This is a genomic window from Paenibacillus sp. FW126-R14 (genome assembly GCF_058789495.1).
The window spans coordinates 71,622-88,177 of the sequence record NZ_JBYTBS010000006.1; the positions used below are offsets into that span (position 1 = coordinate 71,622).

Annotated in this window: 13 protein-coding genes; all 13 read right to left on the minus strand. The window is 47.6% G+C overall.

The features are described 5' to 3' along the window. Positions 1-62: 62 nt before the first annotated feature. The gene (locus AC3WRW_RS06080; protein ID WP_492545454.1) at positions 63-1,991 is read right to left on the minus strand and encodes a stage V sporulation protein D; all 1,929 of its coding nucleotides are present in this window, start codon (positions 1,989-1,991) and stop codon (positions 63-65) included. A gap of 87 nt (positions 1,992-2,078) precedes the next feature. Beyond that, positions 2,079-4,367: a penicillin-binding transpeptidase domain-containing protein gene (locus AC3WRW_RS06085; RefSeq protein ID WP_492545455.1), complete on the minus strand. Its 2,289-nt coding sequence runs from the start codon at positions 4,365-4,367 to the stop codon at positions 2,079-2,081. A gap of 15 nt (positions 4,368-4,382) precedes the next feature. Further along, positions 4,383-4,817, minus strand: a complete 435-nt coding sequence (gene ftsL2 / locus AC3WRW_RS06090; protein ID WP_492545456.1) for a cell division protein FtsL — start codon at positions 4,815-4,817, stop codon at positions 4,383-4,385. A 20-nt stretch (positions 4,818-4,837) separates the two neighbouring features. Beyond that, positions 4,838-5,788, minus strand: coding sequence for a 16S rRNA (cytosine(1402)-N(4))-methyltransferase RsmH (gene rsmH, locus AC3WRW_RS06095; RefSeq protein WP_492545457.1), 951 nt, complete (start codon positions 5,786-5,788; stop codon positions 4,838-4,840). Between the two features lie 52 nt (positions 5,789-5,840). Next, positions 5,841-6,278, minus strand: a complete 438-nt coding sequence (mraZ, locus tag AC3WRW_RS06100) for a division/cell wall cluster transcriptional repressor MraZ (protein WP_127451955.1) — start codon at positions 6,276-6,278, stop codon at positions 5,841-5,843. Between the two features lie 124 nt (positions 6,279-6,402). Then, positions 6,403-7,485 (minus strand): DUF4349 domain-containing protein, encoded by a 1,083-nt coding sequence (locus tag AC3WRW_RS06105; RefSeq protein ID WP_492545458.1) that lies wholly within the window; start codon positions 7,483-7,485, stop codon positions 6,403-6,405. A gap of 337 nt (positions 7,486-7,822) precedes the next feature. Continuing rightward, complete coding sequence (locus tag AC3WRW_RS06110) at positions 7,823-9,085, minus strand: adenosylhomocysteinase (protein ID WP_492545459.1); 1,263 nt, start codon at positions 9,083-9,085, stop codon at positions 7,823-7,825. 12 nt (positions 9,086-9,097) lie between these two features. Next, positions 9,098-10,726, minus strand: a complete 1,629-nt coding sequence (bshC, locus tag AC3WRW_RS06115) for a bacillithiol biosynthesis cysteine-adding enzyme BshC (protein WP_492545460.1) — start codon at positions 10,724-10,726, stop codon at positions 9,098-9,100. Between the two features lie 159 nt (positions 10,727-10,885). Further along, positions 10,886-11,848, minus strand: a complete 963-nt coding sequence (locus AC3WRW_RS06120) for an ABC transporter ATP-binding protein (RefSeq protein WP_157321594.1) — start codon at positions 11,846-11,848, stop codon at positions 10,886-10,888. Then, positions 11,841-12,875, minus strand: a complete 1,035-nt coding sequence (locus AC3WRW_RS06125; RefSeq protein WP_492545461.1) for an ABC transporter ATP-binding protein — start codon at positions 12,873-12,875, stop codon at positions 11,841-11,843. Before AC3WRW_RS06125 ends, AC3WRW_RS06120 begins: the two co-directional genes overlap by 8 nt. A gap of 16 nt (positions 12,876-12,891) precedes the next feature. Continuing rightward, on the minus strand, positions 12,892-13,824 hold the full coding sequence (locus AC3WRW_RS06130) for an ABC transporter permease (protein WP_171686217.1): 933 nt from the start codon (positions 13,822-13,824) through the stop codon (positions 12,892-12,894). A gap of 3 nt (positions 13,825-13,827) precedes the next feature. Next, positions 13,828-14,760: an ABC transporter permease gene (locus AC3WRW_RS06135; RefSeq protein WP_492545462.1), complete on the minus strand. Its 933-nt coding sequence runs from the start codon at positions 14,758-14,760 to the stop codon at positions 13,828-13,830. A 105-nt stretch (positions 14,761-14,865) separates the two neighbouring features. Further along, the gene (locus tag AC3WRW_RS06140) at positions 14,866-16,551 is read right to left on the minus strand and encodes a peptide ABC transporter substrate-binding protein (protein ID WP_492545463.1); all 1,686 of its coding nucleotides are present in this window, start codon (positions 16,549-16,551) and stop codon (positions 14,866-14,868) included. Positions 16,552-16,556 lie beyond the last annotated feature (5 nt).

Consider the following 16,556-nt stretch of genomic DNA (forward strand, 5'->3'; position numbering starts at 1 on the left):
CATATGGAAAAGCTAAACATGTCTTATTTGCCAATCTTTTTTCGAATGATATTTGAGCACCTCTATTGCGGCGGCTCATTGTTCGATAAAAAAATGCGAATCGTTGAACCTTGATCGACCCGTGTGCCTGCTTTCGGCGCTTGGCTGATCACATATTTGCCGTTTCCGGACTTCGCCAGCCTGAAATTCATGTTCAGATCTTCTAATATATCATCAACTGACGCTCCAACCAAGTCCGGCACCTCAACGACCGGCGTTTCTCCATACCGGTACTCTTTGTCGAGCTGCTGCTTGTTCGGCTCCACCTTCATATAGCGCAAAGCGTCAGCCATCATATTCTTCACTAAAGGCGCTGCGATCAAGCCGCCGAATTGAATGCCTTTGGGATCGTCCACAGCCGCATAAATCACAATCTTCGGGTTGTCCGCCGGGGCGAAACCGATGAAAGACACGATATGCTCATCCGGCGAGTACCGGCCGTTGATTACTTTCTGCGCCGTTCCCGTTTTACCGCCGACCCGGTAGCCGTCGATAAATGCATTGCGTCCAGTGCCTAGCGCCACTACGCTTTCAAGCGCTTCGCGAACCTGCTTCGAGGTTCCTTCAGAAATAACATTGCGCACCAGCTCGGGCTCTACGACATCTACGACCTCACCCGTATCTGGGTTTGTGAACGATTTGGCGACATAAGGCTTAAACAATTTGCCGCCGTTGATCGCTGCCGAAACAGCCGTAATTTGTTGAATCGGAGTGACGGATACGCCTTGGCCAAACGCTGTCGTTGCCAGCTCAACAGGCCCCACCTGTGACGGTTTGAACATAATGCCGTTTTCTTCCCCGCCAAGATCAATGCCCGTCTTTTTGCCAAAGCCGAACTTTGAAATATAATCAAACAGCTTTTCCTTGCCAAGCCGCTGTCCCATGACAACGAAACCGGGGTTGCAGGAGTTTTGAACAACTTGAAGCATCGTTTCGCTGCCATGCCCGCCGCGCTTCCAGCAGCGCAGTCTCGCTCCGCCAACCTCGATAAATCCCGGATCATAGAAGGGTTCGTTCTTGAGATCCACTTTCTTCTCTTCCAGGGCGGCTGCCAGCGTGATGATTTTGAACGTCGAGCCAGGCTCGTACGTTTTCCAAATCGGCAGGTTCCGGTTGTACGTCTCTGCCGGATAATTTTTATAATTGCCGGGTTCATAGGTCGGCCGGCTGCCCATCGCCAAAATTTCGCCGTTGTTCGGATCCATCATAATAGCGACGACATTTTGCGCTTGATACTGAACCATCGCTTGATCCAATTCTCTTTCCATGACAGACTGCAAATGGCTGTCGATCGTCAGCTTTACGTTCAAGCCGTCCTTCGGGCTTGTGTACTTATCCGTCGTGCCCTTTAACGGTCTGCCCGCTGCATCCGTCATATACGAAATGTTGCCGGGTATGCCCGTCAATTGACTGTCGTATTTCGCTTCAATCCCTGTTAAGCCTTTGTCTATGCCAGCAAAGCCCAGGATATGTGCCGCCAAACTGCCGAAAGGGTAGTATCGTTTATTATCTTCCGCGACAACGACGCCCGGGAGATGCAGATTGCGGACTTCCTGCGCTTTTTCAATCGTTATTTTACGCCCGGAAGGCTTGATGTCGACTTGGGACGTTTTTTTCGTAATTTGCTTATAAATATCGTCTGCATTGCCTTGAAGCACTTCTGCAAGCTTGGCTGCCGTACTTTGAGGATCTTGAATTTGCACAGGGATCGCCACGATCGTCGGCGTGCTCATACTATAGGTCAATGTGATCCCGTTGCGATCTTGAATCTCTCCTCTTTTCGGCGCAAACTCAATCTGTCTCCTCCAGCTGTCCTCCGCTTTATTCGCCAAGTCTTGTCCGATCCATAGCTGGACATAGGCCAACCGGAGAATAAGTGCGGTGAAAATGATCGTGCCGATGATGAGCGCAGTAAACAATCTGCGGCGAACAGTAACGTTAGAAGCACGCATGAACGTTCAGTCTCCCTTCCCAAGTAAGTCAGTCTCATTCCTAACATGACTATTCGGGACAAACAGGGGTTAGAACAAGCCTCTTGCTTATGGCGACTTTTTGGCTGTATTTCGCTGCGTTTCCGTCTTTCCATTCGGTGACGGCGTCGGAGCTTCCGACGTTGGCGGCGCCTGAGTGCCGAGCGATACGGTTTTATCGCTTAATGGCTTAAGTTGTAAAGTTGCGCTGCGCCCTTCGCCTTCGCCGGTTGTCGCTTGCTCGGTAACATAACCTTCACCAGACGTTTGGCAATCCACTTTAAAGAAGGAGCACGCTTCTACCGCATCCCGCAAGGACCGCCCCACTAAATTGGGAAGAGGCATATCACTGACGTTTTGCATCGCAATATAAATTCGTTGCGTGGACAAGATTTCAGTACCCGCTTTAGGGAATTGATCCATGACTTTCTCCCCTTTGCCGAATACTTCAAAAGATAAGCCGCTCTCTTTCGCCGCCGCTTTCGCGCTTTCGGAACTCATATCCATGAAATTAGGGACCGTCAGCTTATTCGCTTCTTTGGCAACCATTTGCGTCTGCTTCGTTGTTTTAACGCCCATATATTGCAGGGATGAACCGACGATTTCTTTGAAAGCCGGGGCAAGCACTTGACCGCCTAAGTGATAGTTCCCGCCAAGATCCGGTTGGTCCGCGATCAATGTGACGAGAATTTTAGGATCTTCCACAGGAGCATACCCAATGAACGAAATAACCCATGTATTAGTCGAGTACGTTTTTTCTCCAGGCAGTACCAAGTTCGCTGTCCCGGTTTTACCGGCCACACGGTAGCCTTCCATGAAAGCAAGCTTACCTGTTCCTATTTCTTGATCGGAAACGACTTGCTCCAAGTAGCCGCTGACGGTTGCTGCCGTCTTCTCACTAACGACTTGCCTGATCACTTGAGGAGCAAAGGATTGAATCGGCTTCCCAGTCTTGGGATCGACGATATCCTTTACGATATGCGGCCACATTAATTTGCCGCCATTCGCCATTGCCGCGTAGGCAGCGGTTTGCTGTATTGCCGTAACAACGACTTTCCCTTGTCCGTACGTTGCTGTCGCATACTCAGACGGGTACCTCATATCAATGAGTCCGGATACTTCATTCGGCATATCGATATTCGTTTTATCTGCGAAACCAAATTTTTCAATATAGCTCTTCAGCTTAGGCTGCGTCAGTTTCTCTAAACCTAGCTTCACGAAAGCTACGTTACTAGACCGCTTAAGTCCATCCAGATAAGAAATTTTGCCCCAACCGACGCGGTTGTGGTCATGCAGCTCCCTATCCTGCACACGAATCATACCGGATTGATACATCTCATTCGGATTGAATAAGCCTTCTTCCACCGTGCCGGCCAAAGTGACAATCTTGAAGGTCGAACCAGGCTCATAGCGGGAGGCGATGGCATTATTTTTAAAATCGCTTTGATCTTTAAAATTCCAGTACGTATTCGGATTAAAAGTAGGCGTGTTCGCCATGCCCAATATTTCCATCGTTTTCGGATCGACCGCGATAGCTGTCAAGCTCTTCGGATGCCACTTGTCATTCACTTTCGCCATCGCGCTCTCCAGGTAAAATTGAATGTTCTTATCGATCGTCAGACGGACATTGCTCCCGTCCTCCGCCGGTTTGAAGTTCACTTTGGCGTCCGGCAGCTCCACGCCTTTGCCGTCCTTCTCATAGCTCAGCATACCCGGAACGCCTTTGAGCATATCGTCCAGCTTCAATTCCAAGCCAAGCGCTGCTTTGCCTTCTTTGTTCGTATATCCGAGAATATGCGAAGCCAGCGTTCCTCCCGGATAATACCGTTTCTTTTCTTCGGCGATGCCTATGCCAATATTCGTTTTGGACGATTTATTCAGCCTCGTCTGCATCGTGGCAATGAAATCCCGCACTTGATCCGCTTTTTCCTTGTCAATTTTCCAACCTTCGTTGCGAATCTCAACATTGACTGCGAAATCGCTCCCGTCCGGCTTCTTTCTAGTAGCCAGCTCTCGTATCTTCGTTTCGAGCGCCGGTTTGGTCGCATCGGACTCTTTTAAAATATCAGCCAAACCGCGGGCGATATCATCCGCAGCATGCAAGCTGTCTATCATTTTGGGATTCAGCGTAACTGTGTAGGCTGTCCCTTCGACGGCAAGAACCTTGTCGTTCCGGTCCATAATGGTGCCGCGAACAGGCGCGATAATTCGGTCGGTTTCCCATCTTTGCTCGGCTTTTTCCAGCAGCCATGACGCATCTACCACTTGAATCCAATAGACTTTAACTATGAGGACAACAAAAAGAAGGGTAAAGAACCCTCCGATAAGTAAAGAACGCAGCTTAATTTTTTTAGTCATATCGATACCTGCCCGTTACGGTTTAGAAGCTGCTTTGGTAGTTTTGCCGCTATTGGTGCCTGACTTTGCTTTCCCCGGTGTCACTAGGCTTACTTGTTTCTCATCTTGCAGATTGAACCCGAGACGCACGGCTTCCTCTTTCAGCCGGTCCGGACTTTGCAGCTTCTCAACTTCCTGTTTGAGCGCGCTGTTCTGAGCTTGAATCTCGCGAATTTCCCCCTGCATTTTCAAGATACTTGCATTCATTTGATAGATGGACGCATATCGCCATATAATCACACCTGCTACGATGACACAGAGGAGAACTGTGAACAGATACAGCATTTTCTCTTGGGCCGGCAGCGATTTGTTGCGATAAACAACTTTGGTTGTCTCTTTAATCTTTACCTTAGCCTTTGGAACAGAACGTTTCTGATCAAGGGCCAAATTTCCCTGGATATAAGATGGCATATCAATTTCCTCCTTTTGGGTCAAAGCTTTTCTGCAATGCGCAGCTTGGCGGATCTTGCTCTCTGGTTCACCTCTAACTCATGCTCGCTTGGTATGATCGGTTTACGCGTAACTAATTTGAGATCACCGGATTTCTTGCAAACACACATCGGAAACCCCGGCGGACATGTACATTTTTCAACATTGTTGACGAAGAACTGCTTGCAAATACGATCTTCCAAAGAATGGAAGGTGATAACGGCGACTCGGCCTTTCGGAGCCAAACATCTCAGCGATTGCTCCAGCGCCTCTTCAAAAGCGCCCAGCTCATCGTTGACGGCAATACGCAGCGCTTGAAAGCTTCGCTTGGCAGGGTGACCGCCTGTTCTTCTGGCTGCCGCAGGAATCCCTTCCTTAATCAGCTCCACGAGTTCGCCTGTGGTTTCAATCGGCCCCTTGGTACGGGCTTCAGCAATAACGCCGGCGATTCGGCGCGAAAACTTCTCTTCCCCATACTCATACAAAATTTTCGCAATACGTTCAGGAGGCCATTCGTTGACGATCGTCTTGGCGGTTAATTCCGTCGTACGATCCATCCTCATATCGAGCTCAGCATCTTGATGATAGGAGAAGCCTCTCTCTCCGTCGTCCAGCTGCGGGGAGGATACGCCAAGATCGAAGAGAATGCCGTCGACCTGGGGTTTCCCGTCGCGTAGTGCTCTCGGCTCACTCATGAGGACGTGCTCCAAATCTCTGAAATTACTCTTCACGATTTTCACCCGATCCAGGTAGGGGGCCAGAACGGTCTGAGCATTGGCTAGCGCAACATCGTCCTGGTCAAGAGCAATGAGCAACCCATTCGGACCTAATTTAGATGCTATCAGAGAACTATGCCCCGCACCTCCCATCGTGCAATCCACGTAAACGCCATCGGGCTTTATATGTAATCCTTCAACTGATTCTTCCTTTAGTACCGTCACATGATGAAACATCTTGGTGTCCTCCTAAAAGTTTTGCTTTAGCAAAACTGTCTTCGTAAGCAATCTATAAATCAAAATTAAAATCGACGAGTTTCTCAGCTATTTCATTGAATGACTGTTCGGATTCATTCGCATAGCTTTCCCAAATTTGCTTGCTCCAAATCTCCACCCGGTTGGAAACACCGATAACCACACAATCTTTTTCAAGCTTGGCATGATCGACGAGATTGCCAGGAATGTTCGCCCGGCCTTGCTTATCAAGGTCGCACTCCGTTGCGCCGGAGAAGAAAAAACGAGTGAATGCGCGCGCGTCTGATTTCATTAGCGGCAGTGCTTTAAGCTTTTGTTCGAGTATCGCCCATTCGGAACGCGGATATACGAACAAGCACTGATCCAGACCGCGAGTGATAACGAAGGATTCGCCCAGGGCTTCACGAAATTTGGCCGGGATAATCATACGGCCTTTTTCGTCTATGCTATGTTGATATTCCCCCATGAACATAGCATGGCGCCCCCTTTCCCTCCACTTCCTACCACTTTTCACCACTTTTTAATCTTAATTCGCCAAATACGAAATAAATCCTGCTTCTTAAGCAGGATTTACGAATTTTTTTTCAATTTTAGGTCTATTCTGCGTCTATTGTTCCTTGTTTCTCTTCATCAAGTGAGTTCAAAGAAGCATTTTGTGCTTTGAGCTGATTTCTCATCGCCAGCAGCTCTTTGTTTCTTTTGCGCCTGTATACCCAAATCGGAACACCGATAATCAGGGCAATTACGATGATCGGAAAAGCCGCGGCCAGGAAAACAAGAATGCCCTGAAGCACCGCCACTAGTACATTTAGGCTAGAGTTCCATGCTTTCTGGAGCCGTTCTCCCAGTGTCATGTTGTTCGGATCCGACAGAAGCGGCTTCTTGTCCGTTTGCTGATACATGCGAATTTCAATCGTAGAGTACGCCACATTTTGATCCAAATATCTCATCCGGCCTTTGATCTGTTCGATCGTCTCCTGCACTTTGGACAGTTCGTTGGAGAAAGCGAGCAAATCATCCGTCTTAGATGCCTTCTCCATAAAACCGAGCAATCTGGTTTCTACCAGCTGCTTGGCTTTCAAACGTGAGCCAAGGTCCACGTACTCCTCTGTCACATCCTGCCCCTGAACGTTTCTTTGCAGCGACGGACTGATTTTCTCCAATCCGTCTAGCAAAGAAACAAAGCCGTTCGCAGCCACCTTGACGGTATAAGTGCCTCCTCGCTCTCCGGTAGTCGCACTCTCCGAAAACTGCAGGATGTAGGCTCCGCTCAAAGCAACCAGATCTCGCAGCGCCGTTTGGGCCTTGCTGTAATCTTCTACTGGCATGACTAGATTAGCGCGATAAATTAACTTGCGGTTAAAGCCGGCAGCTTCATCGCTTCCGATGGCCGGCATCACAGTTATCGCGCCATCCTTGGTATCTCCTGACGCATTTGCGGTCGTGGAGCCTGCCTCTTTTCCTTTGGCATCGCTGGCCGCTTGCGCCTGAACTGCAGACTGTGCTTCCGCGCGAGGCGAATCCATCTTCGCAGTGTCGCTGGTTCCACTCATTTGCAGCCCTGTAGACGAAGACGTGTTGTCGCTTTTGGACGAACTGCAGCCTGCCAAGAGACTGCCTGCCAGCATACATACGGCAAGCAGCAATGAAAACTTTTGAATCCACTTCATGACCCCCATCATGCCATCTCCTCACTACCAAATTTAGGTTATACACCCTATAAACGGAGGCCAGGCATGGAAAGTTGCAGGTAGTGTCCATAAGTTCCATACATTTCGGACACAGCGGCCGTTATCTTCGCGAAAAGCGTTGTATCACTCTGCGGGCGGACACCAGAGAACTTTATTTGCCGATCATGGGGCAAATAAGGTCCCCCAGAAGGCAAGTAACAGCGCTGGTGTCCGCTGCATGTTCAAAGAGACCCTTTTCCATCGAATAAGGGCCTCTCTGTCCGTTAGCGAGGACAAAAAAAAACCTCCCGAACCGCGCTAAGCGGTCCGAAAGGTCATCATGTTCTTAATGCTCTGCCCAGCTGTCAAGGTATACCTTTTGCTCTTCCGTCAATGAATCGATACTCGTGCCTAGTGATTCCAATTTGAATCTAGCCACTTGCTCATCCAAAACATACGGCACATTGACAACCGTTTTTCCTAATTTCTCGTATTCATCATTCACATATTTCAGAGACATCGCTTGGAGCGCAAACGTCATATCCATAATTTCAGCCGGATGGCCGTCACCTGCAGCCAGGTTGACGAGACGACCTTCAGCAAGCGCATAAATTTTGCGGCCATCGGTCAGTTGGTATTCTTCGATATTGCGACGAACGGTGCGCTTAGACACAGATTGCGCTTCAAGCTCAGGCTTGTTGAATTCTACATCGAAGTGGCCGGCATTCGAAAGAATGGCGCCATCCTTCATCACTTTGTAGTGCTCGCCGCGAATCACATCACGGTTCCCTGTTACCGTTACGAAGAAGTCGCCTAATTTAGCAGCTTCAATCATCGGCATGACCGCAAAGCCGTCCATGTAAGCTTCAACGGCTTTAATAGCGTCGATTTCCGTTACGATGACATTAGCGCCCAAGCCTTTGGCACGCATAGCCACACCTTTGCCGCACCAGCCATAACCGACAACAACGACGGTTTTACCGGCTACGACTAAATTCGTCGTACGGTTAATGCCGTCCCAAACGGATTGGCCTGTACCGTAACGATTATCAAACAAATATTTGCAGAAGGCATCGTTCACGGCAACCATCGGGAACTCCAGCTTGCCTTCCTTCTCCATCGCTTTCAAACGAAGGATACCGGTTGTCGTTTCCTCCGCACCGCCGCGCACTTGAACGGCAAGATCCTTACGCTCTGAGTGAAGAATGGAAACCAGATCGCCGCCATCGTCAATAATGAGGTCAGGCTTCGTTTCAAGCGCCTTAATCAACAGCTCTTTGTACTCTTCCGGAGTCGGATTGTATTTCGCGAATACCGTGATGCCGTCCTCAACAAGCGCTGCACAAACATCATCTTGCGTCGACAGCGGATTGCTGCCTGTAATTGTAACTTCTGCTCCGCCCGCTTGAACAACTTTAGCCAAGTAGGCCGTTTTTGCTTCCAGATGCAAGGAGATTGTTACTTTCAGCCCTTTAAAAGGGAGCTCTTTCTCAAATTGCTCACGAATGCGGTTCAAAACAGGCATATGGGCCTGGACCCAATCAATTTTCAAATGGCCTTCCGGCGCCAATGCGATATCGGCAACAATACTTTTTTCAATCGTTGTCATGTCCAATTCCTCCTACAAATAATAAACACGGTGCAAACCATCGACTGGAATCGGCGTCTCCAAAAGCTCTTTAAGCCAATCATTCCCATATCGATTCATATAAGCACACCCATTATACACTCTTTCTTGCGGCTTTGCTAACGGTAATATCGTTAACCGGATGCGCTCCAGCTGCCTTAACGCGGCATCAAACTGCGTTTTATACGCATCTGCCGCTTTGTGCTGCAGAAACTCGATCTGCTCAATAATTTTTGCCATGTTCGTATCTCCGAGCTTTTTGACACCTTGATTAATAACGGCCAAGGAGTCCACCAGCGGCGCGTAGCTGTCGCGGAATTCGCTTTTCACCCGATCAAAACGCTCATTTAACCGCAACGTATCCTGGGCGTCCAACCAATCTTGCTTTTTTTGCTCAAAACGATGCATGACATCCTCAAATGTAAAATCATACTTATGCATTTGCTTCTGCACGGTGCCCTCGATTAAGGTGAACTCCAGGCGCGGCGCCACAATCGGCATCTTCATGCCAAAATGGTCGAAAGCCTGCTTGATGAGTGCCCAATAGGCAATTTCACCAGGACCTAATACAGTCGCCAGCACAGGAAACAAAAACTCCTGCATGAGAGGACGGGACATAACGTTATTGCTGAGCTGCTCAGGGCTCGTTACCGCTATATCTTGCAGCTGCTCTTTGGTGAAGCGGTATTCCTTTTTCTTATCTGTAAAATAGTCGCCTTCCCGGTGCAGCAGCAAACGATGTCCGCCGGCATACACGAAAAGATTAGCCGCGTCATTCGGCACGTCCGCTTGAGAATTGTATCCGGCCTGCTGCACATCGTCCTGACTCTTCAGCAGAGACGTTGCAAAAGCTTCATTTTGCCTCACAAGCTGTTCGAACATCGGGGATTCAATCGCGCGCAAAGAAGGTTCGTCCGAATCAATCAGGATAAGTCCGTACTCGCCAAACAAGGTAGCCATCCAGCGGGCAAAAGCGTCCGACAGCGTTGCTCCGCCTTCTGCAGCGCTTTCTAATTTCGCCATCAGAGCGGCTTTGAACTCCGTATCCATCAAAGACTGATCCAGAGCCGCCAAAGCATCTTTCCACGATTCCCGCTCAAGCGGCAGCTTGCTGACGGACGTGCGCTGTCCGGTCGGATGGTCAACCTTGATTTTATCAATCTGCTGCGTATTCGACAGCGCAAATAGATGATTGACCTCGTCAAAATCATGATCCTCGCCGGCGATCCAGAAAATCGGAACGACTTGACGGCTTAATTTGGCGCTCCATTCCCGCGCTAGCTGAATGATCGTTATAGCTTTGTACAGAACAAGCAGCGAGCCGCCGAACAATCCTGCCTGCTGACCGCCTACAATAACAAGCGTCTCTTTGCCCTCAAGTGCGGCAATTTGATCAAACGCCGCTTCGGCGTTCCCGATTCTCTTGTTATAGGCTCGCAGCACTTCCACCAAGCGTCCGCGATCAGCCGATAAGGCGGGCTGCCCTTCGTCCAACCACTTTACGCGGGACTGCCAATCTTCTTGATGACCGAAATGATAAGGAAATAAGGCTGCAGCTTGTGCAGATTGATGAATATAATCTTCAGCTAATTTCTGATTCTTTTTCCAATGAAAAGTTTCCATTTGCATATGCGACTAGTGTCCCCTCTTCATACCAAATAAAACGACTATTCTTTGATTGTACACGGTAGGCCCGCAATCGTCAAAACTGTATTTCAAATAATTACAATTGAAATATTCAAATGCCAAAAAGCCGCCCCATACGGGACGGCTGGACAAAACTTAGTACAAATGGCAAGCCACGAAGTGATTCGGTTCCACTTCTTTGCTTGGCGGCATGGATTCCGCGCATTGCGGCATCGCTTGCGGGCAGCGTGTACGGAACGGACAACCGCTTGGCGGGTTGAGCGGACTCGGTACGTCGCCTTGCAGAATGATGCGCTCGCGCGTGCGCTCGATTTCCGGATCCGGGATCGGAATCGCGGACAAGAGCGACTGTGTGTACGGATGCAGAGGCTTCGCATACAGGTCATCTGAGGTTGTTACTTCAACCAGATTCCCTAAGTACATAACCCCGATCCGATCGGAAATGTGCTTCACCATCGCCAAGTCATGCGCGATGAATAAATAGGTCAAGCCCATTTCTTTCTGTAATCTTTTGAACAGGTTAACAACCTGAGCTTGAACGGAAACGTCCAAGGCAGAGATCGGTTCGTCCGCAATAATGAATTTCGGTTCAATCGCAAGCGCGCGGGCAATCCCGATACGTTGACGTTGACCACCGGAAAACTCATGCGGGAAACGGTTCGCATGCTCATCGTTCAGACCAACAGCGCGAAGCAGTTCCATTACGCGTTCCTTGCGTTTAGCACCGGAGTATAACCCGTGGATATCGATACCTTCGGCAATGATATTTCCTACTGTCATACGCGGATTTAACGATGCGTAAGGATCTTGGAATACCATTTGCATATTCCGGTTAAATTCTTTCAGCTTTTTGCCCTTTAGTTTATGGACATCCTCACCGTCGAAAATAACTTCGCCTTCTGTCGCATCATACAGTTTAATAATGGTTCTTCCTGCCGTGGATTTACCGCATCCGGATTCTCCTACGAGACCGAATGTTTCACCGCGGTTGATTTCGATGGAAAAATTGTCAACGGCTTTCAACACTTTACCGTTGCCAAGGTTAAAATGCTTCTTCATATTGCGAATTTGCAAAATTGGTTTATTGGCATTAGACATGTTGATGACCTCCCACTCCTACAGGACGTTCAACTTTCGGCGCATCCGGGTGCAGCAGCCAGCAAGCGGAACTATGCGTCTCGGAGAGCGTTGTGTGTTCCGGATCTACTTCCAAGCAATGATTCATCGCGTATGGACATCTAGCTGCAAAGGCACACCCTACTGGAGGTGCAAATAGATCTGGCGGCGTACCTGGGATCGGAACAAGCTCTTCATTCGCATTTGTATCCAAGCGAGGCACCGAACGAAGCAAGCCCCATGTGTAAGGATGCTGCGGATTGTAGAAAATTTCATCTACGGTTCCTTGCTCGATAATTTTACCTGCATACATAACCACGACGCGCTGCGCCATATCGGCTACAACACCGAGATCATGCGTAATTAGAATAATGGATGATTCCGTCTTCTCGGAAATGGTTTTCATCAAATCGATGATTTGAGCTTGAATCGTAACATCAAGAGCCGTTGTAGGCTCGTCCGCAATAAGAAGCTTAGGCGAGCACGCAAGTGCAATCGCGATCATGACACGCTGACGCATACCACCGGAAAGCTCATGCGGATATTGATGAATACGGCCTTCAGGCGAGTTGATACCGACAAGCTTTAGAATCTCAATCGCTTTCTCGGTTGCCGCCTTCTTGCTTAAGCCTTGGTGCTTGATAAGACCCTCAGTAATTTGGTCGCCGATTTTCATCGTCGGATTGAGGGATGTCATCGGATCTTGGAAAATCATACCGATTTCGGATCCGCGAATTTTTTCCATTTGTTTGTTGGAAAGTTTGGTAATATCCGTTTTCCCGTCAAACATGATAGAGCCGCTTTTTATATAACTAGGCGGAGTAGGAATTAAACGCATGAGCGTTTGTGCCGTAACGGATTTACCGCAACCGGATTCGCCTACAATCGCCAACACTTCACCTTTTTTCAAAGAAAAAGATACGCCGCGAACAGCTTGAACTTCCCCCGCATACGTGCGGAAAGAAACTCGCAAATCTTTCACTTCAAGCAAATTGTTTTTGGTGCTCATCATTATTCACCCCTTCTTACTTGCGCATTTTTGGATCAAGCGCATCGCGAAGCCCGTCGCCGAGCAAATTGAAGCTTAACAAAATTAAGCTGAAAATAATGGTCGGGAAAATCAGGCGATGCGGATATAACCGGATATAGTTGGCGCCGTCAGACAGCAAGTTACCGAGCGATGCAAGCGGCGGCTTAACGCCAAGACCGATGAAGCTTAAGAACGCTTCGGTAAAAATTGCCGATGGAACGACGAAAGTGATTTGTACAATGATAATCCCAAGCGCATTCGGAATCAAGCTGCGCAAGATGATACGCATTGGCGATGCGCCAAGCGTACGGGAAGCCAGTACGAATTCCTGTTCTTTAAGCGTAAGCATTTGACCGCGAACCAGACGGGCCATTGGAACCCATCCCGTTATGGCCATAGCCAAAATAATTGACGAAATACCGGAACCGATAACCATAATAAGCAGAATTGCGATGAGCAAGAAAGGAATCGCATAAACGATTTCAATTGCACGCTGCATCACTTCATCGACTTTTCCGCCATAGTAAGCAGAAATACCGCCGTAGATAACACCAACAACCAAATCAATTAAAGCTGCAACAATCCCGATGAACAAGGAGATACGGGTTCCCCACCATACACGTGTCCAGATATCGCGGCCGAAGTCGTCCGTACCGAACCAATGCTGGGCATTAGGAGAAATATTTTTTATTTTAAGATCCTGCGTCTGATAATCGTAGCTTGAAACAAAAGGTACAATAATCGCTAGTACGATTAAAGCAACCAATATAATTAAGCCAGCCATAGCCAGTCTATTTTTCTTAAGTCGTCTCCAAGCGTCCTGCCAATAATTGAGCGAAGGTCTTACGATTCTTTCGCCAGCCAATGCTTCTTTTGCAACGGGAGCAAACTTGTAGCTATTCTCTGTTGCGTTATTCGGAGTTTGCATGAATTATTTCCCGCCTTTCCCAAGACGAATTCTAGGGTCTACAAAACCATACACGATATCTGTGATAAAGATAACCAAAATAAGAATGGCTGAATAGAAAATCGTTAATCCAGAAATCATGGTGTAATCGTTGGAATAAACCGATGAAACGAAATGTTTACCCAAGCCTGGCACTGAGAAAATTTGTTCAACTACAAGGGTACCTGTAATAACGTTTACAAATATTGGGCCGATAATCGTGATAACCGGTAATATCGCATTTCGAATTGTATGCTTCACAACAACCGTAACATTGGACAAACCTTTAGATTTAGCCGTTTTAATGTAATCTTGATTCAAAACGTCCAGCATCGATGTACGCATCAAACGCGCCAGAATGGCAATGGTACCGAATGAAAGGGCAATCGCCGGTAAAACACGGTAGCTTGGTCCTTTCCACAAACCTGCAGGAAGAATCCCCCATTTAACACCAACATAGTACGAAAGCAATGGACCTAAAACAAATGATGGGATGGAAACACCCAAAATCGCGATAAACATAGCTGTGTAGTCGCCTGCTTTATTATGCTTCAGCGCTGCAATAATCCCTAATGCAAGACCAACAATAATCGCAATCGCGATCGAAATCAAACCAAGTTCTAGTGAAGACGGAAACGCTTGTTTGATAATGTCTGTAACTTTATGTGCAGGGAATTGAAAGGAAGCTCCTAGATCGCCATGGATGATGTTGTTCATGAATGTCAAATACTGTTCCCACAATGGCTTATCTAATCCGTATTGCTTAAGCAGCATATCTCTCGTAGCTTTAGGAATCCGTTCAGCGCCTTCTCCTAGTGGATTACCTGGTAAGTTTTTCATCAATACGAATGTAAATGATGCGATCAGCCATAACGTGACAAGCGCATATAAGAAACGGCGAAGAATGAACTTAACCATATTGCTCCTCCTTTAATAATTTAAAGCTAAGAAATTTAGAAGGGGCCGCTCCCACGAGGTGCGAACGGCCCCTTCCCTTCATACACAAATCTATTTGATCAAAAATTACTTAACGGAAGTCCATTTCAATTCCCACTCTTGACCGAAGGAAGGAAGGATCAAACCATCGATACTTGGTTTTTGCAAGTATGCGCGAGTACGGAAGTAAAGTGGAGCTACGCCTTGATCATCCATCAGGATTTTCTCAGCTTCGATCATTGCTTTCGCACGTTTGGAAGGATCAACTTCTGTTTGAGCTGTCTTGATCAGAGCGTCATACTGCGGGTTGCTGTAGTCGCCTTCGTCAAACTCTCCGCCAGTTACCCACATATCCAAGAATGTCATTGGATCGTTGTAATCTGCGCCCCATAGGGAAAGTGCGATTTCGAAGTCATGTTTGGAAGACAATTCGATACGCAGTGCGTGCGGAACCGGGTTCGCTTCAGCTTCGTAACCAAGGTTTTGTTTCCATTGTGCAAGGATGAACTCAAGTGATTTTTTCGCAGTTTCTGTATCGTCTGCGTTCACTTTCATTTTTGGAAGAGCTGTCAAGCCAGCTTCTTTCAAACCTTCTGCAAGCAATTGTTTTGCTTTAGCTGCATCGAACTTAGGTTGTGTATCGCCAGCAGATTTACGGAAGTCGCCGCCTGCACCGTCAGAAGTACCGCCAGGCACCAGACCTGTGGAAGCTACTGAACCGTTAGCAAGAACTGTATCTACGTAAGCTTGACGATCGATTGCCATACCTAGAGCTTGACGAATTTTCTTGTTAGCCAAGGCTGGAACTTTTTTCGTTTGGTACATCAAGTAGGAGTTAGTCAACTCTGGTTTAGGACGGTTGTCCGGCTTACCAGCGTATAGTTTCAATTGATCGCGGTTGATTTCAGTCAAATCAGCTGCGTCAGTTTCATACAAGTTAAGACCTGTGTTTGGATCTTTTACAATGTTGATTGTTGCTTTCGTAAGTTTAACGTTAGCAGCATCCCAGTACTTTTCATTTTTAACAAGTTCAAGTGTTTGGCCGTGATCCCATTTGCTAAGGATGAATGGACCTGCACCGATAACTTTGTCAGCTTCTGCACCATATTTATCGCCAGCTTTAGTTACGAAATCTTCTCTTTGTGGCAAGAAAGTTCCGAACGCAAGCATTTGTGTAAAGAATGTAACTGGTTTCTCAAGTGTAATTTCAAGCTGTTTGTCGCTGATTGCTTTTACGCCAAGAGCATCTTGAGCTTTTTTAACTTCTTCAGGAGTTTTCGCTTTAGTTACAGCTTCTCCACCTTTAATCCAAGCTACTACGAAGCTATATTGCCCTTTTGTAGCAGGATCCAATGTACGTTTGAAGGAGTATACGAAATCTTGAGCTTTTACCGGTTGGCCATCAGACCAGTTTGCGTTGTCTTTAATGTCGATTGTGTAAGTCAAACCATCTGCAGAGATTTTAGGGAAATCTTTTGCAAGACCTGGAGTTGCTTTACCGTCTTTGTCAGTACGGAACAAACCTTCGTTAAATGCGCTAATAAATGTAAAAGCAGCATTTGCTGTTGCTTTGGAGCTATCCATAACTGGCGGCTCTGCGGAAAAGTTAATTTTAATTTCTTGCGGTTTGTTCGATTTAGCTGGAGCTGAAGTTCCTTTTGTATCTCCGGACGGGGATGCAGAAGGACTTTCTTCACTCTTCGCGCAACCAATCGCAACGCTACCCATAAGCGTTAATGCTACTGCTGTTGAAACCCACTTCGTCGCTTTCATAAAAC

Coding starts and splice junctions, on each gene's coding strand:
- bshC (WP_492545460.1), bottom strand. CDS start 10,726: ATGGAAACTTTTCATTGGAAAAAGAATCAGAAATTAGCTGAAGATTAT.
- AC3WRW_RS06130 (WP_171686217.1), bottom strand. CDS start 13,824: ATGCAAACTCCGAATAACGCAACAGAGAATAGCTACAAGTTTGCTCCC.
- AC3WRW_RS06125 (WP_492545461.1), bottom strand. CDS start 12,875: ATGAGCACCAAAAACAATTTGCTTGAAGTGAAAGATTTGCGAGTTTCT.
- AC3WRW_RS06080 (WP_492545454.1), bottom strand. CDS start 1,991: ATGCGTGCTTCTAACGTTACTGTTCGCCGCAGATTGTTTACTGCGCTC.
- mraZ (WP_127451955.1), bottom strand. CDS start 6,278: ATGTTCATGGGGGAATATCAACATAGCATAGACGAAAAAGGCCGTATG.
- AC3WRW_RS06085 (WP_492545455.1), bottom strand. CDS start 4,367: ATGACTAAAAAAATTAAGCTGCGTTCTTTACTTATCGGAGGGTTCTTT.
- AC3WRW_RS06110 (WP_492545459.1), bottom strand. CDS start 9,085: ATGACAACGATTGAAAAAAGTATTGTTGCCGATATCGCATTGGCGCCG.
- AC3WRW_RS06105 (WP_492545458.1), bottom strand. CDS start 7,485: ATGGGGGTCATGAAGTGGATTCAAAAGTTTTCATTGCTGCTTGCCGTA.
- AC3WRW_RS06120 (WP_157321594.1), bottom strand. CDS start 11,848: ATGTCTAATGCCAATAAACCAATTTTGCAAATTCGCAATATGAAGAAG.
- rsmH (WP_492545457.1), bottom strand. CDS start 5,788: ATGTTTCATCATGTGACGGTACTAAAGGAAGAATCAGTTGAAGGATTA.
- AC3WRW_RS06135 (WP_492545462.1), bottom strand. CDS start 14,760: ATGGTTAAGTTCATTCTTCGCCGTTTCTTATATGCGCTTGTCACGTTA.
- AC3WRW_RS06140 (WP_492545463.1), bottom strand. CDS start 16,551: ATGAAAGCGACGAAGTGGGTTTCAACAGCAGTAGCATTAACGCTTATG.
- ftsL2 (WP_492545456.1), bottom strand. CDS start 4,817: ATGCCATCTTATATCCAGGGAAATTTGGCCCTTGATCAGAAACGTTCT.